Annotated in this window: 16 protein-coding genes; 9 read left to right on the top strand and 7 right to left on the bottom strand. The window is 66.5% G+C overall.

Translation table 11 applies throughout. The features are described 5' to 3' along the window. Positions 1 to 427 precede the first annotated feature (427 nt). Both ACJQWL_RS06035 and ACJQWL_RS06030 read right to left on the bottom strand, forming a co-directional pair. Positions 428 to 1,366: a patatin-like phospholipase family protein gene (locus tag ACJQWL_RS06035; protein WP_330968962.1), complete on the bottom strand. Its 939-nt coding sequence runs from the start codon at positions 1,364 to 1,366 to the stop codon at positions 428 to 430. Continuing rightward, positions 1,366 to 2,331: a helix-turn-helix transcriptional regulator gene (locus tag ACJQWL_RS06030; protein WP_330968961.1), complete on the bottom strand. Its 966-nt coding sequence runs from the start codon at positions 2,329 to 2,331 to the stop codon at positions 1,366 to 1,368. Before ACJQWL_RS06030 ends, ACJQWL_RS06035 begins: the two co-directional genes overlap by 1 nt. A 147-nt stretch (positions 2,332 to 2,478) precedes the next feature. Between ACJQWL_RS06030 and ACJQWL_RS06025 the strand changes: the two genes are divergently transcribed. From ACJQWL_RS06025 to ACJQWL_RS06005, 5 genes are all read left to right on the top strand, one after another. Beyond that, the gene (locus ACJQWL_RS06025) at positions 2,479 to 3,129 is read left to right on the top strand and encodes an NADH-quinone oxidoreductase subunit E (RefSeq protein ID WP_330968960.1); all 651 of its coding nucleotides are present in this window, start codon (positions 2,479 to 2,481) and stop codon (positions 3,127 to 3,129) included. Positions 3,130 to 3,198: 69 nt separating this feature from the next. After that, entirely contained in the window at positions 3,199 to 6,084 is a 2,886-nt protein-coding gene (locus ACJQWL_RS06020) for a molybdopterin oxidoreductase family protein (protein WP_330968959.1), read from the top strand. Positions 6,085 to 6,114: 30 nt separating this feature from the next. Next, complete coding sequence (locus tag ACJQWL_RS06015; protein WP_330968958.1) at positions 6,115 to 8,028, top strand: sodium:proton antiporter; 1,914 nt, start codon at positions 6,115 to 6,117, stop codon at positions 8,026 to 8,028. 4 nt (positions 8,029 to 8,032) lie between these two features. Continuing rightward, positions 8,033 to 8,872, top strand: coding sequence for a 4Fe-4S dicluster domain-containing protein (locus ACJQWL_RS06010; RefSeq protein WP_411300782.1), 840 nt, complete (start codon positions 8,033 to 8,035; stop codon positions 8,870 to 8,872). 33 nt (positions 8,873 to 8,905) lie between these two features. Then, positions 8,906 to 9,865: a dimethyl sulfoxide reductase anchor subunit family protein gene (locus ACJQWL_RS06005; RefSeq protein ID WP_330969253.1), complete on the top strand. Its 960-nt coding sequence runs from the start codon at positions 8,906 to 8,908 to the stop codon at positions 9,863 to 9,865. Positions 9,866 to 9,926: 61 nt separating this feature from the next. Here ACJQWL_RS06005 and hemC read toward each other — a convergent pair whose 3' ends face one another. The 4 genes from hemC to ACJQWL_RS05985 form a co-directional block, all read right to left on the bottom strand. Further along, positions 9,927 to 10,844, bottom strand: a complete 918-nt coding sequence (gene hemC / locus ACJQWL_RS06000; protein ID WP_330969254.1) for a hydroxymethylbilane synthase — start codon at positions 10,842 to 10,844, stop codon at positions 9,927 to 9,929. 221 nt (positions 10,845 to 11,065) lie between these two features. Beyond that, positions 11,066 to 11,794, bottom strand: a complete 729-nt coding sequence (locus ACJQWL_RS05995; RefSeq protein WP_330969278.1) for a LytR/AlgR family response regulator transcription factor — start codon at positions 11,792 to 11,794, stop codon at positions 11,066 to 11,068. Between the two features lie 345 nt (positions 11,795 to 12,139). Beyond that, positions 12,140 to 12,817 (bottom strand): alpha/beta hydrolase, encoded by a 678-nt coding sequence (locus ACJQWL_RS05990; RefSeq protein WP_330969255.1) that lies wholly within the window; start codon positions 12,815 to 12,817, stop codon positions 12,140 to 12,142. Positions 12,818 to 12,856: 39 nt separating this feature from the next. Beyond that, on the bottom strand, positions 12,857 to 15,802 hold the full coding sequence (locus ACJQWL_RS05985; RefSeq protein ID WP_411300781.1) for a putative bifunctional diguanylate cyclase/phosphodiesterase: 2,946 nt from the start codon (positions 15,800 to 15,802) through the stop codon (positions 12,857 to 12,859). A gap of 336 nt (positions 15,803 to 16,138) precedes the next feature. Between ACJQWL_RS05985 and ACJQWL_RS05980 the strand changes: the two genes are divergently transcribed. Continuing rightward, on the top strand, positions 16,139 to 16,597 hold the full coding sequence (locus ACJQWL_RS05980; protein ID WP_330969257.1) for a very short patch repair endonuclease: 459 nt from the start codon (positions 16,139 to 16,141) through the stop codon (positions 16,595 to 16,597). Here ACJQWL_RS05980 and ACJQWL_RS05975 read toward each other — a convergent pair. Next, entirely contained in the window at positions 16,582 to 18,105 is a 1,524-nt protein-coding gene (locus tag ACJQWL_RS05975) for a DNA cytosine methyltransferase (protein WP_411300780.1), read from the bottom strand. The genes ACJQWL_RS05980 and ACJQWL_RS05975 overlap by 16 nt on opposite strands. 212 nt (positions 18,106 to 18,317) lie before the next feature. Between ACJQWL_RS05975 and ACJQWL_RS05970 the strand changes: the two genes are divergently transcribed. Genes ACJQWL_RS05970 through ACJQWL_RS05960 form a run of 3 tightly spaced genes read left to right on the top strand, consistent with a single transcriptional unit; the run spans position 18,318 to position 23,711 of the window. Then, a complete protein-coding gene (locus ACJQWL_RS05970) occupies positions 18,318 to 19,811 on the top strand; it encodes an ATP-binding protein (protein WP_330969259.1) in 1,494 nt (497 codons plus the stop codon). Beyond that, entirely contained in the window at positions 19,799 to 20,806 is a 1,008-nt protein-coding gene (locus ACJQWL_RS05965; protein ID WP_330969260.1) for a PD-(D/E)XK motif protein, read from the top strand. Before ACJQWL_RS05970 ends, ACJQWL_RS05965 begins: the two co-directional genes overlap by 13 nt. After that, positions 20,799 to 23,711 carry a Z1 domain-containing protein gene (locus ACJQWL_RS05960; RefSeq protein WP_330969261.1) on the top strand — a complete coding sequence of 971 codons (2,913 nt, stop codon included), beginning with the start codon at positions 20,799 to 20,801 and terminating at the stop codon, positions 23,709 to 23,711. Before ACJQWL_RS05965 ends, ACJQWL_RS05960 begins: the two co-directional genes overlap by 8 nt. Positions 23,712 to 23,715: the final 4 nt, after the last annotated feature.

Here is a 23,715-nt window from a genome sequence, read left to right as displayed (position 1 = left end):
GCGCTGTCTACCGCGCCGCGGCAGCGACGCAAGTCGCGACCTCTCTGACCGGGTGGAGATTGGATCGCGACTTACGTCGCTCCTACACGGACTTGGACGGATCAATCGTGCCTCAAGCCGCGTCTACGGCAGCCATCCCGCTAGGAGGCGCTGTCTACCGCGCCGCGACGGCGACGCAATTCGCGATCGCCCTGCCCGGGTGGAGATTGGATCGCGACTTACGTCGCTCCTACACGGGCTTGGACGGATCAATCTTGCCTCAAGCCGCGTCTACGGCAGCCATCCCGGTAGAAGGCGTTGTCTACCCGCCGCGACAGCGACGCAAGTCGCGACCTCTCTGACCGGGTGGAGATTGGATCGCGACTTACGTCGCTCCTACACGGTGCTGGAAGGATCTTTCGCGGCTGAAGCCGCCCTGCAGGGCAGGTCAGTAGCCGGCGTTGTCGAGCGCCGAGTCGGCCTCGGCGCGGCCGATGGCGATCAGCTCCCGGGCGCGCCAGAACTCGTAGAACTGGCAGGCGTCGCGCGGGATGCGGATCACCAGCTCGGGCGGGTCCAGTGCCAGCTGCACGCGCGCGATCTGCGCCTGCATGGTGTCCAGCGAACGCGCCATCAGCTCGGTGAATCCGAAGTCGCCCGCGGGCTGTTCGCCGGCGGCCAGGGCGTCGTCACCGGCATGCGCGCGCTGCCATCGGCGGCGCACCCAACGCGCCAACCGGTTCTGGCGATCGCGCTCTTCCGCCGTCGGCTCCAGTTCCGGGCGCGCCGGCGCGCCGGGCGGGCGACGCGGCCAGCCGTGCATGTCCACCGCGATCAGCCGGTGCGCGTCCGACAGACGCGTGGCGGCGATCGGCAGCGGCGCCAGCAGCCCGCCATCCACCAGCTCGCGGCCGTGCACCTGGAACGGGGTGAACAGGCCGGGGATCGCGATCGACGCGCGCACTGCGTCCCACATATCGCCTTCGCGCAACCACACTTCGCGCTGGCGCAGCAGGTCCACCGCCACCGCGGTGAAGTCCACCGACAGGTCCTCGATGCGCGGCTCGCCGCCGCGTTCGCGCAGCGCCCGCATCAGGCGCTCGCCCTCGAACAGCGAATTGCCGCCGAACGCCGGATCCAGCAGCCGCAGCATGTCGGTGCGGCCGAGGGTGAGCAGCCAGTCGCGGAACTCGGTCAACCGACCGGATGCGAACAGCCCGCCGACCAGCGCGCCGCTAGAGGAGCCGGCCACGGCGACGATGTTCATGCGCCGCGCCTGCAGCGCCTCGATCACGCCGATCTGCGCCAGCCCGCGCGCGCCGCCGGCGCCCAGGACCAGCGCGACCTTTTCCCCGGCCTCGATCTTCGGCGCGTCGGCAGCGGCCATCACTCGTACTGGCCCAGCGCCAGCGACAGCAGGCTGCGCGCCTGCTCGCGCAGCGACGGCGGCTCGATGATCTCCGCGTCGCTGCCGTAGTGCAGCACGTCCATCAGCAGCTCGCGCCCGGAGCTGTAGGGCAGTTTCAGCTCGTAACGGCCGTCGGGCAGCACGCGGCCCTGCTGCTGCGAGTGCCAGTGCTCGTCGGCCACCCAGCGCGCGGCCTTGGCGCTGAACACCACCGTCGCCCAGCCCTTGGGGGTGCCGGAGAAGATGCCGTAGCTGGAGGCCAGCTGGCGGTCGAGCTCCTCGTCGGGGACGTCGCGCGCCGTCTGGTCGGCCAGCCGCGCGCCGGTGATGCGGTCGACCGAGAAGCTGCGCAGGCCGTCGCGGTCGTGGTCCCACGCGTCCAGGTACCAGTTCTCCCGGTAGTGGGTCAGCCGCTGCGGCGACACCGTGCGGCGGGTCCGCTCGTCGGTGGAGCGGGCGCGGTATTCAAATGCCAGCTGCTTGCGGTCCAGCACCGCGGTGGCAACGTTGCGGAACGCGGTTTCGTCCAGCTTGCGCGAGCGGTGCGGGATCACCCGCACCCGCTCCACCGGCACCCGCCGGCCGCCGGCATGTTCGTCGAGCAGTTTCTCGATGCGATGCTGCAGCGGCGCCAGCGCCGTGGACAGCACCCCGCCGCCGCTGCGCATCATCAGTTGCTGCGCGGCCAGCAACGAGTGCAGCTCCTGCGAGCTCAGCCACAGCCCGGGCAGCTCGAAGCGGTCGGCCTCGTCGGGGTCGTAGCGGAAGCCGGCCTCGCCGTTGCCGACCACCGGCGCCATCAGGTAGTCGCGCAGGTAGGCCAGGTCGCGGTACACGGTCGCCCGCGAGCACTCCAGCTCCTCCTGCAGCCGCTGCACCGTGACCGGGTAGCGCGCGGCGGTCAGGATGCGATGCAGGGCGTGGATGCGTTCGATGCGTTCCATGGCGGGGGCTCCAGCGGGGGCGGCTAGCATCGCACCGGGCCGTGCGACGGCGCCACTACCCGTCTCCCCGCGCGACGTCGCGGCCGGATAACCCCTGTTTAACCGCCTGCTGCCCACACTCCGCGCCGGCCTTCAAACGGATTGGACATGCAGGCGACACGGATGTTGGACCGGGACCGGATCGTGGCCGGCGCCCTGGCGATCGCGATCAACGCAACCCTGCTGGCGCTGCTGATGCAGCAAATGCACTGGCAGGCCGCGCCGCGTCGCGCCGAGGCCCTGTCGCTGGTGTGGGTTGCCGCGCCGCCGGCCACGGTGCCTGCGTTGGCGCCCGCGATGGCACCGGATGCCAGGCCGAGGGACCCGCTAATGCCCGCCCGTACCCCCCGTCGTCCGCTGGTCCCCCGTGCCGCCGCGCGGTCTCCGTCGCCCCTGCCCGATCAAGCCCCCGCGCCGGAGGCCACGCCCGCCACCGAGCCTGCCGGCGCCAGGCCATTGACCGCGGTGCTGCTCATGCAGGCCCGGCAGGCCGCGGGACCGCGCGCGGAAGACTTCGCCGCCCCGCCGCTGGCCAACCGCCCGGTCACCGTCCCTGGCCGCGTCGCCGACACCTTCCACATGAGCGAGCCGCTGTCCGCGGCCAAGGTGGTGGCCGGCATCGGCAAGTTGTTCGGCGGCAGCGGCTACTCGGCCGACGCCTGCCCCGACCTGCGCCGCCAGGTCGCCCGTCTCGGCCTGGCCGACAGCGAAGCCGATCGCCGCCACGCCGTGGAGCTCGCGCAAGCACTGTGCCCGTGAGCCCGCGCGCGGCCGGCGCGGCGCCGGCGTGCCCTCGCCCTCGTCACGGCCTGTCGGCACAATGCGCGGATGCGCGAACCCCGCCTCAACCTCTCGCCCTCGCCGGGCGACGAAGTCAAGACCACCACCTGCTACATGTGCGCCTGCCGCTGCGGCATCAAGGTGTGGCTGGCCGACGGGAAGATCCGCTACATCCAGGGCAACCCGGACCACCCGGTCAACCGCGGCGTGCTGTGTGCGAAGGGCTCGGCCGGGATCATGCAGCACTACTCGCCGGCGCGGCTGGACAAGCCGCTGCTGCGGGTCGGCGAACGCGGCTCGGGCGAGTTCCGCGAGATCGAATGGGACGAGGCGCTGGACATCGCCGCCTCGTGGCTGGCGCCGATCCGCGAGCGCAACCCCGACGAGCTGGCGTTCTTCACCGGCCGCGACCAGAGCCAGGCGCTGACCGGTTGGTGGGCCCAACAGTTCGGCACGGTCAACTACGCCGCGCACGGCGGCTTCTGCTCGGTGAACATGGCCGCCGGCGGTCTGTACTCGGTGGGTGGCAGCTTCTGGGAGTTCGGCGAGCCGGACTGGGAACACGCGCGCTACCTGATGCTGTGGGGCGTGGCCGAGGACCATGACTCCAACCCGATCAAGCTCGGCCTGGCCAAGCTGAAGGAGCACGGCGCCAAGATCGTGGCGGTCAACCCGGTGCGCAGCGGGTACGGGGCGATCGCCGACGAGTGGATCGGCATCCGACCGGGCACCGACGGGTTGTTCGCGTTCGCGCTGATCCACGAACTGCTCAAGGCCGACCGCATCGACCTGGACTACCTGGTGCGCTACACCAACGCCCACTGGCTGGTGGTGCGCAACCCGGGCGGGGCCGACGACGGGCTGTTCGCGCGCGACGGGCAGGGACGTGCGCTGTGCTGGGATCGCAACGCCTCCGCCCATCCCCCCGCGGATGCCGCCGGGGGCGCACCGGCGCACGCCGACGCCGTCGGTATCTCGCCTGCCGTCGTGGGCGAATACACCCTGCCCGACGGCCGCACCGCAGTGCCGTCGTTCCATCTCGTCGCCGAACGCTACCTCGACCCGCAATACGCACCCGACGCGGTGAGCGAGCGCTGCGGGATCCCCGCCGACACCATCCGTCGCATCGCACGCGAGCTGGCCGAGGCCGCGTTCGACAGCCACCTCGAGCTGCCGATCGCCTGGACCGATGCGTGGGGCCGCGAGCACGCCACGATGACCGGCCGTCCGGTGGCGATGCACGCCATGCGCGGCATCAGCGCGCACAGCAACGGCTTCCATACCTGCCGCGCGCTGCACCTGCTGCAGTTGCTGCTGGGCGCGGTGGATGCGCCGGGCTCGTTCCGCTACCAGCCGCCGTTCCCCAAGCCGGTACCGCCGCCCAACCGCCCGGGCAAGAACCGGCGCGAGGACGGCTCGCTCGATGCCCCGCCATTGGGCTTCGTGCACGGGCCCGAAGACCTGGTCGTGGATGCCGACGGCCAGCCGCGCCGGATCGACCACGCATTCAGCTGGGGCTACCCGCTCAGCGCGCACGGGATGATGCACACCGTCATCCGCAACGCCTGGGCCGGCGACCCGTACCGCATCGACACGCTGCTGATGTTCATGGCCAACATGGGCTGGAACTCGTCGATGAACACCGCGCAGACGATCGCCTGGCTGACCGACAGGGACGCGTCCGGCGAGTACCGCATCCCGCGGATCATCTACTCCGATGCCTATGCGTCGGAGACGGTCGCCTACGCCGACCTGGTGTTGCCGGACACGACCTACCTGGAGCGGTTCGACGCGATCAGCATGCTGGACCGGCCGATCTCCGACGCCGACGGCGCCAGCGATGCGATCCGCCACCCGGTGCTGGACCCGGCCACGCAGGGCAAGGACGGCAAGCCACGCGACGTGCGCGGCTTCCAGTCGGTGCTGCTGGAGCTGGGCGCGCGGCTGGGGTTGCCGGGCATGGTCGGCGAGGACGGCTCGGCGCGCTACCGCGACTACGCCGACTACATCGTCCGCCACGAGCGCGTGCCCGGCGTCGGCCTGCTGGCCGGCTGGCGCGGCGCCGATGGCAGCGCCGAGGCAAGGGGCGCGCCCAATCCCGACCAGTTGCAGCGCTACATCGACAACGGCGGCTTCTGGCGCAGCGAGATCCCCGAGCACGCGCGCTACTTCAAGATGGCCAACCGCGGCTACCTCGACTGGGCGCAGTCCATGGGCTTCCTCGGCCATGCCGACCCGATCGTGCTGCAGGTGTATTCGGAAACCCTGCAGAAGTTCCGCCTGGCGGCGCAGGGCCATGGCGCGCACGTGCCGCCGCCCGCGCACCGCGAACGCGTGGCGACCTACTTCGATCCGCTGCCGCTGTGGTACGAGCCGTTCGAGGGCGCGCAGATCGACGACCTCGACAGCCGCTTCCCGCTCAGCGCGGTCACCCAGCGACCGATGTTCATGTACCACGCCTGGGGCAGCCAGAACGCGTGGCTGCGGCAGATCGCCACGCGCAACTGGCTGTACCTGCATCCGGACACCGCGGCGCGCCACGGCATCGGGGATGAAGACTGGATCAGCGTGAGCTCCCACGTCGGCAGCATCACCGTGCAGGCCCGGCTCGCGGCCAACGTGCAGCCCGATACGGTGTGGACGTGGAACGCCATCGGCAAGCGCAAGGGCGCCTGGCGGCTGGGCAAGGATGCGCCGGAAGGACGCACGGGCTTCCTGCTCAACCACCTGATCTCCGACATCACCCCGCGCGGCGACTACGCCAATGCGGACCCGGTAACCGGGCAGGCGGCGTGGTTCGACCTGCGCGTGCGCATCGAACCGGTCGCGGAGGTGGACGAGGCCGAGCCGCGCTTCGCCCCGCTGGAACTGGGCCGCGCCGACACCGGGCCGCTGCGCTACGGCGCGGCGATGCGCGAAGAGGAACACGGCTGATGCGCAACACCAACGGGGGACATTGCTGAGATGGGCCTGGACCTGTGGCTGACGCTGGCGGTGCTGGTGGGGGCGGTGATCCTGTTCGTCACCGAGAAACTGCCGGTCGACGTGGTCGCGCTGCTGGTGTTGGCCAGCCTGCTGGTGCTGGGCCTGGTCACGCCCGGCGAGGCGCTGTCGGGCTTCTCCAGCCAGGCCACGATCACGGTGGCGGCGATGTTCGTGCTCAGCGCCGGGCTGCAGCGCAGCGGCGCCCTGCAGGGCGTGGCCGAAACGCTTGCGCGGATACGGTCGCCATGGATGTTCGCGCTGGTGATGATGGTCACCATCGCGGTGCTTTCCGGCTTCATCAACAACACCGCCGCGGTGGCCGTGTTCATCCCGCTGGTGATGGCCGCTACGGCCGCCAATCGGCAACCGGCGTCGAAGTTCCTGATCCCGCTCTCGTTCGCCGCGCAGTTCGGCGGCGTGTGCACGCTGATCGGCACCTCGACCAACCTGCTGGTCAACTCGCTGGCGCAGCAGACCGGCCGCGAGGGGTTCGGGCTGTTCGAATTCGCCCCGCTGGGCATCATCTTCGTGGGCGTGGGGCTGGTGTACCTGATGGTCGCCCGGCGCTTCCTGCTGCCCGACCTGGGCGTGGGCGAAGTCGACACCGAGGGCCACGGCGGCCGCTTCCTGGCCGAACTGCTGGTGCCCGACAAGTCGCCTGCGGTGGAGCGAACTGCCGGCGCCCTGCTCAAGCCCGAACGCGAGCCCGAACCCGATCCTGTGGCGGCCAAGACCGGGAATGCCGACGCTGCAGGCGAAGCTGAAGCGGAGAGCGCTGCCGCGCCCGACGCCGACCGCGACGACGACACCACCGCCGATACCCCGGCCGCCGTGCCCAAGCCGCCCACCCGGCCGCTGGAGCTTATCGACATCATCCGCCGCGGCGGCAAGACCACACCCGCCTCGCAGACCCGGCTGCGGGTCGGCGACCGGCTGCTGCTGCACGGGGAGTGGGACCAGGTGGAGTCGCTGCGGCGCCGCCACAAGCTGGACTACGACCGCGTCGCGCCCGAACTGGACCCCGCCGGCGGGGAGGAAGAACGCCTGCACGCCGAAGTGATGGTGGCGCCCGGTTCGCCGCTGATCGGCCACACCCTGGCCGGGATGCGCTTCGGCCACACCTACCGGGTGCGGGTGCACGGGCTGCAGCGCCAGCGCGTGGTGCTGCGCCGGCCGGTCGACCAGGTGCCGCTGGCGCTGGGCGACATCCTGCTGGTGGACGCGACCGAGTCGACCCTGGCCGCGCTGCGCGACAACCCCGGCGTGGTGGTGTTGGGCGAGCGGGCGCAGCGCCGGGTGGACGTGCGGCGCGCGCTGATCTCCGCCGGCGTGCTGGCGGCGGTGATCGTGGCCGCGGGCAGCGGCTGGCTGCCGATCGTGGCCGCGGCGATCCTGGGCTGCGTCGCGCTGGTGGTGCTGCGCTGTCTGGAGCCGGACGAGGCGTACGAAGCGGTCGACTGGCGGGTGGTGATGCTGCTCGCCGGGGTGCTGCCGCTGGGTATCGCGCTGGAGCGCAGCGGCGGCGCGGACTGGGTCGCGCAGAACGCGATCGGCATGCTGAGCGCGTTCGGACCCGGGGTGACGCTGTCGGCGATCTACCTGCTCACCGCGGTGATGACCGAGGTGATGAGCAACAACGCCGCCGCGGTGCTGGTGGTACCGGTGGCGATCGCGGCGGCCGAGTCGCTGGGCGTGGATGCCAAGCCGTACCTGGTCGCGGTGGCGTTCGCGGCCTCCACCAGCTTCGCCACGCCGGTGGGCTACCAGACCAACGCAATGGTCTATGCCGCGGGCGGTTACCGCTTCTCCGACTTCCCCAAGATCGGCCTGCCGCTGAACATCATCTTCTGGATGATGGCGACCGTGCTGATCCCGCGGTTCTTCCCGTTCTGAGCCCATGACCGACCTGCCCCCGCCGTCGAAGATCAAGCTCGGCCTGGTGATCGACCTGGACACCTGCGTGGGCTGCCATGCCTGCGCGGTCAGCTGCAAGGAGTGGAATGCCGGCGGCATCACCGGCCCGCTGACCGACGAGCAGCCTTACGGCGCCGAGCCGTCGGGGGTGTGGTTCAACCGCGTGCACAGTTACGAGCTGGAGGCCCAGGCGCCGCCCGGCCCGGACACCGCCCTGCATCCGCTGCCCGGCCTTTCCGCCGGTGCCGGCGCGGCGGCGCCGGGGTGCGGCGGGCGCGACGCGCCGCAGCCGGCCATGACCCTGCACTTCCCGCGCTCGTGCCTGCACTGCGAGACGCCGGCCTGCGTGACCGTGTGCCCGACCGGCGCCAGCTACAAGCGCGCCGAGGACGGCATCGTGCTTGTCGACGAGGACAAGTGCATCGGCTGCAAGCTGTGCAGCTGGGCATGCCCGTACGGCGCGCGCGAGTACAGCCCGGTCGAAGGGGTGATGAAGAAATGCACCCTGTGCGTGGACCGGATCTACAACCAGAACCTGCCCGAGAGCGAGCGCCAGCCCGCGTGCGTGCAGGCCTGCCCGACCCGTGCACGCCACTTCGGCGACCTGGGCGACCCGGAATCGAAGGTGTCCAGGCTGGTGGCCGACCGCGGCGGCGTGGCGCTGATGCCCGAACTGGGCTACGCGCCGGTCAACCGCTACCTGCCGCCGCGACCGCGCCGCGACGGGGCGGCCACGGCGTCCAGCGATCCCGCGCCGGAAACGCTCGATACCGCCGCGCTGCCGCCGGTGCTGCGCTGGCTGGACCGGGTGCTGTCGCGATGACCCCGCGCGTTCGCCCCGCCACCCACTGACGCCATGCATCCCGCCTTCTCGGTCATCTTCTTTTCCACCCTGTCGGGCGCCGGCTACGGCCTGCTCGCGATCGTCGCCGCGCTGGCCCTGCACGGCGCGAGCCCCGGCCGGTTGCTGCTGGTGCTGCTGCCGCTGGCGCTGGCACTGGTCAGCATCGGGCTGCTCAGCTCGCTGGCGCACCTGGGCAAGCCACAACGCGCGTGGCGGGCGGTGTCGCAATGGCGCACGTCCTGGCTGTCGCGCGAAGGGGTGGTGGCGCTGTTGACCTACCTGCCCGCGCTGGGCCTGGGCGCCGCGCTGCTGCCGGCCGCGCTCGACGGCACCGGCACCGCGCCTGCCGCGCTCGGACTGGCCGGCGTGGTCGCAGCGCTGCTGGCCATCACCGGCGCGATGCTCACCGTCACCTGCACGGCGATGATCTACGCCTCGCTGCCGCCGATCCCGGCGTGGCGCCATCGGCTGGTGGTGCCGGGCTACCTGCTGTTCGCACTGCTGACCGGCGCGGCGCTGGCAGCGGCGGGCGCGGCGTGGGCCGGTGCGTTTCCCGCCGTCGGACTGCGCATCCTGGCGGCGCTGGTGGCGCTGGCCGCGGCTGCCGCGATCGTCCTCAAGCTGCGCTACTGGCGCGCCATCGACGCCACCCCGCTGGCGCAGTCGCGCGGGGACGCGCTGGGGCTGTCCACGCGCACGGCGTCGGTGTTCGAGCGCCCGCACACCGAGGCCAACTACCTGACCCGCGAGATGGGATACGTGCTGGCGCGTCGGCACGGCGCCCGGCTGCGGCAGGTCGCGCTATGGCTGTTCGGCGTGCTGCCGCTGGCCCTGGCGCTGGCGGCGCTGGTGGTGCCCGCGGCGGCGCCGTTCGCGCTGGTCTTCGCCGCCACTTGCGCCCTGCCCGGGGTGGCGGTGGAGCGCTGGCTGTTCTTCGCCCAGGCCCGGCACCTGGTCACGCTGTACTACTGACCGCGCCATCCGGCCCAAATCGCCGGCCGACCGCGGAAGGTCGGGTCGGCTACGGCTCGCCTCAGGCGTGCGGCGAAATGAACGCGCCCGCGCCCTGCTCCAGCAGGCGCGCGGCCACCGTCTTTCCCAATGCGTCGGGCGCGTCCGCCGGCCCGGCGTGCTCGGCGCGCACGCGCCGCCCGTCCTCGGCCGAGCCGACCTGTCCAACCAGGTGCAGGCCCGCGTCCTGCCACTGCGCGAAGGCCGCCACCGGTACATGGCAGCTGCCGTGCAGGGCCCGGTTCATGGCCCGCTCGGCCTCCACGCAGGTGCGGGTGCGCGGGTGGTCCAACGCCGCGCACAGCGCTTGCACCTCGGGCGCGTCATCGCGGCACTCGATGGTGATGGCCCCCTGCGCCGGGGCGGGCAGCCAATGCGGCGCGTCCAGTCGCGAACGTATCCGCGGCGCCAGCCCCAGCCGCTCCAGGCCCGCGCAGGCCAGCACGATGGCGTCGTAGTCGCCCGCGTCCAGCCGCGCCAGCCGGGTGTTGACGTTGCCGCGCAGGTCGCGCAGCACCAGGTCGGGCCGCAGCGCGCGCAATTGCGCCTGGCGGCGCAACGAGGACGTACCCACGCAGGCGCGCTCGGGCAGGGCGTCGATGCCGTCGAAGACGTTGCTGACGAAGGCATCGGCGTGGTCGGCACGTTCGAGGATGGCCGGCAGCACGAAGCCCGGTTCCAGCTCCATCGGCACGTCCTTGAGCGAGTGCACCGCGCAGTCGGCTTCACCGCGCAGCATGGCGATCTCCAGCTCCTTGAGGAACAGCCCCTTGCCGCCGATCGCCGCCAGCGAGCGGTCCAGCACCTCGTCGCCGCGCGTGCTCAGCGGCACCAGCGCGACCGCCAGCCCGGGATGCGCGGCGCGCAGCCGTTCGGCGACGTGTTCGCTCTGCCACAGGGCGAGCGGGCTCTTGCGGGTGGCGATGCGGAGGGTCTGCATGCGCGCATTATCGCGCGGGTGGGGATGGCGGCGCTCGCCGGTGTCGCAGGGCCGGCCCCTGCGCCGGTCGCGGCGGCGGATCGGCGATCCCGTTGTAGGAGCGACGTGAGTCGCGACCCTCGCAACACGACGGACGACGAGTCGCGACTCACGTCGCTCCTACACAAGGGACCCGGGGATGGGCCGTCTCCATCGCGGCTGAAGCCGCTCCCGCAGAAGCGCTACAGATGCTTGACGGTTTCGCGCAGGGCCGAGACGCAGCGGCGGCTGACTTCCAGCGGCTGCTTGCCGTGCCGCAGCACCGCCTGCACGTGCCCATCGGGGGCGCGGCGCAGCTCCACGATCTCGTGGCGGGCGACCAGGCAGTTGCGGTGAATGCGCACGAAGCGTTCGCCGAACTCCTCCTCCAGCGACTTCAGCGACTCCTCGATCAGGTCCTCGCCGCGGGCGTGGTGCACCACCACGTACTTCTCCTCCGCGTGCAGGTAGTGGACCTCGTCGATCGGGATCAGCCGCAGGCTGCCGCGCAGACGCGCACACAGGTGCGTGCGCAGCTCGTCGCCGTGGTCGCCGCCGGCGCGCTCGCGTCCGGCGGCGAAGGTGCGCACGCGCTCCAGCGCCGCGGCCAGGCGCTCGGGGCGCACGGGCTTGACGAGGTAGTCGATGGCTTCGGCCTCGAACGCCGACAGCGCGTGGGCGTCGTAGGCGGTGCAGAACACCACCGCGGGGCGGGGCTCGAACGCGGCCAGGTGGCGCGCCGCCTCCAGGCCGTCGATGCCGGGCATCGCGATGTCCAGCAGCACCAGGTCGGGGTCGTGTTCGGCGCAGGCGTGCAGCGCCTCGTGGCCATCCACCGCCTCGGCGACGATCTCGATGCCCGGCTGGTCGGCCAGCAACGCGCGCAGCCGCTCTCGCGCCAGCGGCTCGTCGTCGGCGATCACCACCCTCATAGCGGCGCCCATGCTGCGCCCCCGTGCCCGACCACGCGGACCTTCCTGCGGTGCTGTGACATGGCGCCGTCCCTCCCCGGATGGCCTGCCTGCACCGATAGTAGCGCCACGCGACGGCGAAGGGGGCGCGGTGCGTAAGCGGGTCGCCGGATCCGTGAGCCACGCCCGCGGCGACCGCCCGCGCTCGCAGGACGGCAACCTGGACCGCTTGCCTGCCGGTCACGGCTCAGTCCCCGGCGCACGCCCCGCCCGCCCGGCTTCGATCGCTTCAAGCCATGCGCTTCAACCCGCTCGCTTCAACCCGGTCACGTCTACCCAACCGCTTCACTCCAGCGGCCCGGCCGCTCACCCGAGCCGCGGCTCCAGCCACGCGGCCAGGGCATCGATCTCCTCGCCGCAGACCTGGTGGGCCATCGGGTAGTCATGCCAGTCGACGCTGAAGCCCCACTCGCGCAGCAGTGCCGCGCTGGCCTTGCCACCGGCATGCGGCACCACCGGGTCGAACTGGCCGTGGGCCATGAACACCGGCTGCGCCGCGGCGCGATCGCTGCGTTCGTTCGCCAGCCGGCCGGGCATCGGCAGGTAGGTGGACAACGCGACCACGCCGGCCAGGGGCTCGGGCCGGCGCACGGCGGTGGCCAGGGCGATCGCGCCACCCTGCGAGAAACCGGCCAGCACGATGCGCGAGGCAGGCACGCCGCGCGCGGCCTCGCGCTCGATCAGGGCCTCGACCTGGGTCACCGACGCGTCGACCCCGGCCTCGTCGGCGCGCTGGGCCAGGTTCATGTCGAGGATGTCGTACCAGGCGCGCATGCGCACGCCGTTGTTGATCGTCACCGCGCGCACCGGTGCGTGCGGGAACACGAACCGTAGCGCCGGCCAGTGCGGACGCACCAGCTGCGGCACGATCGGAGCGAAGTCGTTGCCGTCGGCGCCCAGCCCGTGCAGCCAGATCACGCTGCAGGTCGGCGCGTCGCCGGTCTCGTGCTCGACGGTCTCGAGCAGGTCGTTGGATTCGGTCATGCCGCCATTGTCGCCGCGCCCGCCGGCGACGGCCAGCGCTCAGCGGGGCCAGTGCGACGCCGGCTCGGGCCGCCCGAACAGGAACCCCTGCCCGTGCACGCAGCCCATCTTCTGCAGGGCCTGGCGCTGCGCTTCGGTCTCGATGCCCTCGGCGACCACGTCCAGCCCCAGCGACTTGGCCAGCGCAAGGATCGCCGCGACGATCGCCGAACTTCGCTGCGACAGCCCGCGGCCCAGCGGCTCCACGAACGAGCGGTCGATCTTGATCATCTTCAGCGGGAAACGCTGCACGTAGGTCAGCGAGGAGTACCCGGTGCCGAAGTCGTCCAGCGCAGCGTCCACGCAGGCCTCGCGAAGGCGCTCCAGGATGGCGGCCACTGCATCGGGATCGCCCAGCAACGTGCTCTCGGTGACCTCGATGCGCAGCCGCGCGGGGTCGAAGCCCGCTTCGCGCGCCAGTTTCAGCAGGTGGACGTCGAACTGCGGGTTCTGGAAATGCCGCGGCGAGATGTTGATCGTCATGAACTGGCCCTCGCCCACCAGCGCGACGCCGGCCTCGCACGCCATGCGGTACATGGACCAGTCGATCGCCTCCAGCAGGCCGCTGTCCTCGGCCACCGGCAGGAATTCCCCCGGGGGCAGCACGCCGCGCACCGGGTGGCGCCAGCGCACCAGCGCCTCGTAACCGATCACCGCGCCGTCGGCCAGGTCCACCAGCGGCTGGAAGTAGGGTTCGAACTCGCGTCGTACCAGCGCGTTGCGCAGCTCATGTTCCACCCCGAGCACGTCCAGCGCCTGCCGCTGGAGGCTGTCGTCGAACAGCACGAAGCGCTGGCGCCCGGCGCTCTTGGCCCGGTACAGGGCCACGTCCGCGTCGTGCAGCAGCTGGTCGGTGCTGGTGTAGCGGGCGTCGCCGATGGCGATGCCGATGCTGGCGGACGTCTGCAGGTCGCGCCCGGCCACGTGCATCGGCTGCGACAGCGCGTCCTGGATGCGCTGGGCCACCTTGCAGGCGACCTTGGGCAGCGGTACGTCTTCCAGCAACACCGCGAACTCGTCGCCCGACAGCCGTGCCACCACGTCCGGTTCGCGGATGCAGTCGCCCAGCCGCCGGGACACTTCGCGCAGCACTTCATCCCCGGCCAGGTGGCCCAGGCTGTCGTTGAACAGCTTGAACCGGTCCACGTCCAGGTACAGCAGCGCATAGCACCGCTCCGGGTTGCGGCGCAGGCCGGCGATCGCACGCTCGATGCGGTCGCGCAGGTACAGCCGATTGGGCAGGCCGGTCAGCGGGTCGTGCATCACCTGGTGCTTGAGCTGCGCCTCGACCTGCTCGCGCACCGCGATCTGCTCGCGCAGCTCGCGCGTGCGCACCTGCACCCGCTGCTCCAGCTCGGCATTGAGCCGGCGCAGCGCCTCGGCGCTGTTGCGGCGCTGCAGCGAGTTGGCGATCTGGTAGGACACGAACGTCAGCAACTCGGCGTCGCGCTCGTCGTAGGCCAGGTCCTCGCTGTAGCTCTGCACCGCGATCACGCCGATCACCTTGTCGGCATCCAGCAGCGGTACGCCCAGCCAGTACAGCGAGATGGTGCCGACGACGGGGGAGGCCTCGATCTCGCCGGCCTCCATCAACTCGCGTGCCCTGGCCGGGTCAACCAGCACCGGCCGGCCGGTGCGGATCACGTATTCGCTGACGCCGCGGCCCAGCGGGCGCGGCGGGCGCGCGCTGTCCTTGTCGTCGACGAAGTACGGAAACTCGATCTGCTGGCCGTCTGCGCTGAGCAGGGCGATGTAGAAGTTGCGCGCGTTGATCAGTTCGCCCACCGCCAGGTGGATATGGCGGTAGAAGCGCGCGGCCTCGTCTTCGACGTTGGCCAGCGCGGCGATCTTGTAGAGGCTGGTCTGCACCTGCTCGGAGCGCTCGCGCTCGCGCACCTGCTCCTGCAGGATCTGGTTGGTCTCGGCCAGCTGGCGGGTGCGTTCGGCCACCCGCCGCTCCAGTTGCGCCTGGTCCTGCTTGCGCTCCAGCGCGGTGAGGATGTGCTCGGCCACGAACCCCAGCAGGGCGCGGTCGGCATCGCTGTAGCAGTCCTCCTGGCCATAGCTCTGCACCACCACCACACCGCGCACCTGGCCGTGGCGCATCATCGGCACGCCCAGCCAGTCCTTCGACGACGCCCCGTGCTGGTGCAGCGGCCCCGACACCTGGCGGCGCAGCCCGTCCACCGGGCCCATCAGCGCCTTGGCGTCGCGCACCAGGTACCAGGTGCAGCCGTACATCAGCTCGGACATCGGCATCGGCGCGTCCAGCACCGGGTCCTCGTCGTCCACGGTGTCGACGAAGTACAGGAAGCGCAGGCTGTCGCTCTCGCTGTCGAACAGCGCGATGTAGAAGTTCTCGGCGTACATCAGGCCGCCGACGATCTCGTGCAGCCCGCGCAGCATGGTCGGCATGTCGTGGTCGGAGCCGGCCATGTCGGCAATGGCGAACAGCGCGTGCTGCAGGCGCTCGGACTGCGCCAGCTGGCGCACCGAACTGCGCAGGCGGCGCGCGGTCAGCAACTCGGCCAGGCGCTTGCCGGCCGCATCGAGCATCGGCTCGCAGCGCGCCGACGCAAGCGCACGCCGCGAGCCTTGCGAGGGCGCGCACGGCAGCAGCAACGCGACCGCGCCGGCGTCGTCGCACAACACGTACCCGTCGCTCGCGGGGGACACACCCGCGCGCACCGCCGCCAGCACCGACTCGGCGGCGTCCAGCATGGCGTCGGGGTCGTCACGCCCGTCCAGTGCCGGATGCCAGGTGATGTCGCGCGGCCAATCCGACGAACACACCAGCCGGTACTTCCCGCTCCCGTCCAGCCCCCGGACCAACGCCTGCGCCATCGCGTCGACATCGCGCGCCGACAACAGCTCCATCGCCAGCGCGTCGGCGGTTCGACGGGGCTGGCGCGGTTCGTCGTCGCTGGCGACGGACTTGGAATTCACCGGGCAACTCCTGGGGACGCTCGTATGCACCCCCTATCGGCTTGGCGCCGCGGATCTTTAAGTGCGCCGCGCGGCGTTGAGCGGCTTGGAACTGGGCCCACCATCACCCGAAAAGCCAATCTAACAAGTTGTATCAAAAGGCGTTTGTGGATAACTGAGCGTATTGTTACTCACAATGTTACTCACTTTCCCCGGCGCACCCACCTGGGCAGCGCCCGAATCTCGCTGGCTTCAGTAGCCATCTCCAAGTCGTACCTTACGTCGGCTTTGGCTGTGCCAATGAGCGGCAATCGCTACTAGGATGAGCGAAGACAGGTAGCACCGCCGAAAGCAGACATGACCGACGTAGTTTCACCAGTCGTACGATCCAGGATGATGGCCTCGATTCGTGGCCGGGATACAAAGCCGGAGCTACAGGTGCGCCGCTACCTGCACGCTTGCGGTTTGCGCTTCCGGCTAGTGTGCAAGGATCTGCCCGGCAAGCCTGATCTCGTATTACCGCGGTGGCGGGCTGTCACATTTGTCCATGGCTGTTTCTGGCACGGGCATGCCGGATGTCGATATGCAACCGTGCCCAAGACGAGAACGGAATTCTGGACATCAAAAATCGCCGGCAATGCAGCCAGGGATACCCGCTCCGTCGATGCTCTCCTGACTCTTGGCTGGCGCGTGTTCGTTGTCTGGGAGTGTGCCCTGCGAGATGCACCCGATCCCACGCTGCACAGCCTTGAAAAAGCGATACGGTCAGGTGTGCAACAGGCCGAATTTCGCGGGCCGGCTCAGCCTCTCAAGTAAGCGTACACAACAGATGCAATCTGTCGCGCCATCCACGGGGGTACGGCATTGCCGACTTGCCCGTATTGCCAGCCCTGCGTTCCCTCGAAGAAGTAGTTGTCGGGAAACGTCTGCAAGCGCGCGGCTTCTCGAACAGTGATACTGCGCATCTGACCCGGATCGGGATGGATGAAGTAGTGTCCGTCCTTCTTCAGGTGACTGGTGATCGTCAGGCTTGGGTTGTCTTCCAGTTGCACTTTGAAGCGGTCGACGAACTTGCCGCTCTTCCAGTTCTTGTGTTTTGGGTGCAGTTCCTCAGGGAACTCTGCTGCGCCGCGGGGTGAACGCCCGCGCACATCGCCGAAGGCCGACACGAACGCGTAGCGCTGAAGATCCTCCGACTGGTGGCTGCGTGTCTCGTGGTTGAGTAGGGTATCGAGCCTCCGGTCGAGGAGCCATGAGGCCAAGTGCTGCGGCACCATGTCACAACCAGCCGAACGGGGCAGCCGAAGCGCCCCTCTGCCGGGGTCCCCTTGCTTTGCGGCTTCAGTTGCGAGCTTGCGCAAATGGGCTTTGACGCTCCGATCTTCGGTGACCTTCGCGGTGTCGCGTAACAACTCAGCCGCTTTCTTTGCCCAGTTTTCGACGATCACTTCCTTCCCGTCGATTCTCAGGCCGCTTCGCAGGGTCGGAAACCCACCGATGACATCGGAGACCGTGCAACGCTCGTCACTGGGTATGAGGAATTTTCCAGCGCCAATCGAAAGGTCGTCGCGGATACCCATCAGGATCACTCGATGGCGCGCCTGTGGAACGCCTAGGGTTTCAGCTCGCAGGATGAAGCTGCGCGGATCCTCGCTTCCCTTTTGCAGCCCCCCCTTCGGCATGACCAGGGGAACTAGGCGATAGCTGGGCCCATTTTTTCCGCCCGGACGCTGGAGGCTCTCGGCGATCTCCTCGAAAACTGACTTGCCTTCGGCCTTGGCGGAGAGAAGACCCTTGACGTTTTCCATCACAAACACAGTCGGGCGGAACTCAGCAAGCAGCTTGCGGTAGTGCTGATAGAGCTTGTAGCGCTTGTCGTCTTCTGGTCGGTAACCGGCGATGCCCCGATTCCGTGCGCGACCGACCAGCGAATATGCTTGGCACGGCGGACCTCCGATCAGCACCCACGGCTCATCCTTGCTTGCTACTTCAGCAACGCGCGCGCGCAGAATGCTGTCGTGGGCGGGCTTACCGAGCTCGAGTTGGAGAGCTTCCTTACCAGCAGCAATCCACTTCTGATGAGTGCGAGGCGTGGAAGGCTCGGTTCGTCTACCTGCCAGGTACTCGTAGTAGCTCTCAGGGACGTCGCCGGGGGCGAACTGACGGAAAAAAGCTCTCAGGCGAAGGGTTAGCCACGCATTTTCTTCCATCTCAGCGGAGACGGCGATTCGGAACGGCCTGGTCCGGCCCGGTGCGACGTAGCCAGAGAAGCCTTCGCCCAGTCCCCCCGGACCCGCGAAGATGTCAACTACCGGAATTTGCATGGAGAGAAGTTTGGCCTAGGCGGTAGCAGCACTTGAGACAGCGCCAGGATCTCATGACCGGGGAGAATTGCAAGGCCCAAGACCGGCACCTCGCTCTCGATTGCCGGGTATCAACTACTTATGCTATTGCATTCGCGGGGACCAATTTTCAGACCGGACAGCAACGCAGGGACCCGCCTGCGCCTAGCTGTACGTCAGCATGGAGAAGCCGCGTGTCACTCACTCTACCCGACTCGATTTCCAACAAGCGGCTCCCGCCGGATCCGGAAGGGACCGCCGCCTTCATGAGCCGAATCGGGTACTCGCTCGAAGAAGCGCTCTCGGACATCATCGACAATTCCATTGATGCCGAAGCGAAGACTGTCCTTGTCCGATTCATCTGCGGCAAGGACCGAATCAACCAGATCATCATCGCTGACGATGGCCACGGCATGCTCTCTGACGAACTGCATAGAGCCATGCAATACGGCGTCAGGCAGCCCCACAGAAAGAACGATCTCGGAAAATACGGAATCGGGCTTAAGGCTGCGGCGTTCAGTCAGTGCAAAGCTCTGTCCGTGCTCAGCCGCAAGGCCGGGAAAAGCTCAGGGCGTCGATGGACCATTGAGTCGATCAAGGACGATTGGCGACTGGAAGAGCTAGATGCTGTTCAAGCAGGAGAAATCCTGAATATCGATTGGTCTCCGGCTGACCTGCGAACGTCGGGAACGACCGTAATCCTCGACAAGCTCGATTCATTGCAGTCGGCCATGAGCGACTTCAGCAGAAACCTACAGAAGACGATCATGGAGCTGAAGGTCGATCTTGGCCTGCGATTCCATCGATTCCTCCAATCCGAAGATCTGCTGATCGTAATTGACGTGACTAAGGGACTCGGCAACCCACCAGACACGCAGATTCAGGTGGATCCACTGGATCCTTTCCGGTATCCGAAATCAGGCAGGAAGGGGTACCCGGCAACCTTTGAACTCGAAGTCGGGAACACAAAGGTGAAGGCAATAGCTCACATCTGGCCTGCGAAGTCGAAGGATCCGAATTACAGGCTGGGATCGGGCAAGGTCGCCGAGCGTCAGGGCTTCTACTTCTACAGAAATGACCGGCTCATCAAGGCTGGGGGATGGCACAACCTCCAGTCGGACTCGGAGCCACACTCTTCTCTGGCACGCGTGCTGATCGAGATGCCGCCCGATCTTGATTCGTCTTTTCGCCTGTCGGTACAGAAGAATGACTTCAATGTTCCGACCGAGTTCATAGACGCGGTAAAGGCATCCAAAGCTGGCAACACGACTTTCCCTGAATATGTTAAGGCTGCACAGGACGTTTATCGAAATGCGCCTCAGGCGGAAGATGTGGTGTTCTTTCCGAAATCAGGAATTCCCGTAGCGCTGTCGAAAAAGATGAAACGGCTGCTTGCAGGAGCTTCTGAGAATTTCTCTACGCATCCGATCGATATCAAGTGGGAGCGACTTGATTCCGAATGTGTCTTCAGCTACGACGCCGACGAACGCCTACTGAGCGTCAATTCGACCTATCGAAGCTCGATCACTGGGGGGAGAAATTCGGTCACCGATGCCCCTGTATTCAAGACAATGCTCTTTTTCGCAGTCCAAGACCTACTGAGTGCGGGCCGCGTTTCAAAGAAACTCAGGGAGCGTATCGAGACCCTGAATGGCGTGTTGCTGGAGGCGCTCAAGTGTCAGGCGTAGATACCTTTGGACTGCCACGATTCGAGGAGATCGAAGTTGCGCTGGCATCCGATGCTCCGCATCGATGGGGGCTGACCACGTCACGAAAATTCACCCTGATCGCGGAGCCAAACGAGGGCGCTATCTGGCTGCTTTGTCCCGCTATCGTGCAACAGACACTTCCCTCCCCTTCCCCGACCAACGTAATCAGTGTCTCCTTTCGGAATATCGGAAATCAGTTGTACTATCAAGTAGGTGCGACATCCGCACCGCTTCTTCGCGAGGTGTACTACTTTCTGTGCGGGGTCGTGTACCGCGCCGAGCAAAGCGGAGAAGCTTTTCCCGATGTTATCGAGGGCGAGCTCGCGGCGTGGGACGCCCTTCTACGCATGCCCACCTTCATGGACAGAAATCGGGAAATAGGGCTTCTGGGAGAGCTATGGGTCGTCTGGCGCATTTTGCAGAACCTCGGACCCGGCGCCATCAGTTGCTGGACCGGCCCCTCTTCGGAACAGCATGACTTCCGGTTACCGATTGATGATTTGGAAGTAAAGGCGACGTTATCGCATTCCCGCGACCATGCAATCAGTGGTCTTCAGCAGCTCGTCACTTACGGACGCCGCACTCTCTCCGTCATCTCCATACAGTTGAAGCCTGCAGGAGGGGGCCCCGGTGCAAGTTTACGGGATGCCGTCGAGAGGATTTCCCTGCTCCTTTCCGGGAATCCGGCTTCGCTGAAAAAGTTTAACGAAATGCTCGCCGGTGTTGGCTACAGCCATGCGTCCTCTTATTTGGACCGGTACTGCCTGCGGTCGAACCCGACCTTGATCCCAGTCGATGATGGATTTCCCCGTCTCACCTTGGACTCTCTTTCCTGCGTACTTTCGAGTTCGTCGCTCAAGCGCATCCGCAAGGTGATCTACACAGTCAACCTCGATGGAATGGGTACACCGCTTGATTCGCACTGCGCGCACGACGCTCTCCGTTCGCCCGATTCCGGAGATCTATATGCCTGACCGCTCGACCGTCGCCCTAAAAGCACTCCGAGAAATCAAGGAGCTGATCGGACGGCCGGTTGGCCTTTCGACCAAGCTGACCGAGTGGTCGAAAAAATTCGATCTCGATCAAGCCTTGTCGATTCCGGAATTCATCGAGTGGCTCCAACCTACCTCCAACGAAACCCATGTCCGCCAGTACTTCCACGGGATGATTTCCCTGTGGGACTACCGGCCTGAATGGGAGTGGAGCAACGAAACCGAGCCCAGCTCGGACGCAAGACGTCACCTGCTGTCTAAACTACTCCAGCTAACCGCGACCGAAGAAGAACAGATTAGCCGCATATTTCCAGTTTATCCAAGAATAGAGCAGCCAATACGCATCACAGCGGACGAGCCCGGCGGTCCGAGCTGGTATGACGAGCAGAGACGCGAAAAGAATGTGTTCTATTGGAGGAGTTACGAGCGATATCTTCTGCATCCAAAGCAGTGGGATTCGAAGAACGTCGCCGTCCTTGATTCTACCAGTAGTGACGTTGTATCGGACTTGCGAGACCCGCTGGACGGTGACGCCCGCAGCACGCGGGGACTGGTAGTCGGATATGTCCAGTCGGGAAAGACGGCAAATTTTACCGGGGTTATCGCCAAGGCCATCGACGCAGGGTATCGCTTGGTGATTGTTCTGGCTGGGTTGCAGAATAGTCTCCGCAACCAGACCCAGCGACGTATCGACAAAGAGCTGGTCGGAAGTGAAATCCTCCAAGTCAGTGGCGACGAATATAGTGCGGATGACGACTGGGCGGAGTTCAATAGCCACGGTGACATCCCGGAGCGGGCCGGCGAGTTCAATATTGACCGACTGACCACCAGCGCACAGGACTTCCGTAATCCGATAGGGGACCTAGCCAGGCTACGTTTTCATAAGGTAGATCCGTCCCTGCCGTTCAATCATCCGCGCAATCTTGGAAGGCACCCGGTCAAACTCATCGTTATCAAGAAGAATAAGACTCCGCTGACCAACCTTCTCGAGGCACTAAAGCAAGCACAGGCGGCAGGGACACCGTGGGCCGAAGTTCCTTCGATCATCATTGATGACGAGTCAGACCAGGCATCCCTCAACTCGATTAACCCAAACAAAAAAGAGCAGAAGAAACGCACCACAATTAACGGACTGGTTGTCGATATTTTGTCCGTATTGCAGCGTGGCCAGTACATTGGGTATACCGCAACGCCATTTGCCAACGTGTTCGTTAGCCCGGACGACGCCGAAGATCTATTCCCGTCCAATTTTCTGTCTTCACTTCCCCGGCCCGAAGGATATATGGGGGTGCAGGACTTCTACGACCCGCCTGAGACCCCAAAGAAGGGCCCCGATCCGCAAACCAACTACGGCTGCTACGTTAGGCCTGTGAAGGGTGAAGACGGAGAATCCGAGAATCTTCCTGGCGCCATCGATGCATTCGTTCTCTCCGGCGCGCTTAAGCTGTTCCGTGAAGCCATGGATGGGAGGAAATACAAGCACCACACCATGCTTGTCCACCTGACAACTAGCGTCAGGGAGCATCGCCTGCTCAAGACCATGATCGACTCGCTGTTCGCCCACGCGGCTTACGCGACTGGAGGCGAAGGCTTCGGGCGCTTGAGAACCTTGTGGGGGTCCGACTACCGACTTGTCTGCGCTGGAGGCCGCCATGATGACGGCTCCGTTCCAGCCGCGTTCTCCGATCTCAAACCGTTCATAGGCGCTTGCGTAGCCAGAATCGTTGCGGGTGGGGCTTGCACCTTGGTTCTCAACGGGGACGATCGCGAAAATCCGCCGGATTTCGACAAGTCCAGTGTTTGGAAAATTATTGTCGGCGGTGCCAAGCTCTCCCGCGGCTATACGGTCGAAGGACTAACCATTAGCTACTACCGGCGTGTCGCCGGCGCTGCGGACACCTTGATGCAAATGGGACGCTGGTTCGGTTATCGCGAGGGCTATCGCGATTTAGTACGTCTCTACATCGGAACCGATGAGCCGAAGGGGAAGAAAGAACGAATAGATCTCTACGAGGCATTCCGTGGCGTCTGCGACGACGAAGAGGAGTTCAGATCTCAGCTCCGGATGTACTCGCGACTCCAAGGCGATGAACGGCTAACGCCCAAGCAGATTCCGCCGCTCGTTCCCAGTCACATGCTCATGCCGACGTCGAAGAACAAGATGTACAACGCAAAGGTGCTGTTCGTGAACTTCGGCGAGGAGCAAAAGCAAAGCACGATCGCTTCCACTGACGGCGGCATCAAGGGGACGAATGAGCGGGCAATGAAGACCCTGCTTAAAAGTGCATCAGCTTCCGAAACAGTCTTGGTCACGAAGCAGGACGGCAAACCGGTAGAGTTCAAGGCGTTTTCGGGGATTGCAACGCCCGACGATATGAAGCGTTTCCTGCATAGCTACAAATTCGGCCCAACTCTCCAGGATCAAGGGCAGCTGCCCTTGATTCGCGAGTACGTCGAGGGGATGCACGGTGATCCCCAGATTGAAAGGTGGGTAATCCTTGCTCCGCAGTTCGCGAATGAAATCGAGGGGAAAACGTGGATTGTTCCGGACATAGGGAGCTTTTCGATTCGCCGGCGCGAAAGGGTCGGAGATGGGCAGCGACGATACAATGTCTTTACCGAATCGCGTCATGTGGCCGTTGCAGAGATGCTGTCCGGGATCAATGACAAGGTTACGCCAGAGAACTCGGCGACGCGGGCGCTACTAAGCGCCGGTAATGCAGTAATGCTTGTGTATCCAGTTCTCGCTCGCTCCGAAAAAGGTCAAATCCCAACGATGGGCTTTTCCTTGTTCTTTCCGAAGAACAAGATCAAGCGCCGCATTCGATATGGCGTCCGGGTCAAGGATCGGCCCACGGATGTGACCGTGGAGCTAGCGACGACATGATTCT

Source organism: Novilysobacter viscosus, assembly GCF_046600715.1.
Lineage (GTDB): Bacteria > Pseudomonadota > Gammaproteobacteria > Xanthomonadales > Xanthomonadaceae > Lysobacter_C > Lysobacter_C viscosus.
Note: the sequence above shows the minus strand (reverse complement) of the source record. Positions and strands in the feature narration are given on the sequence as shown.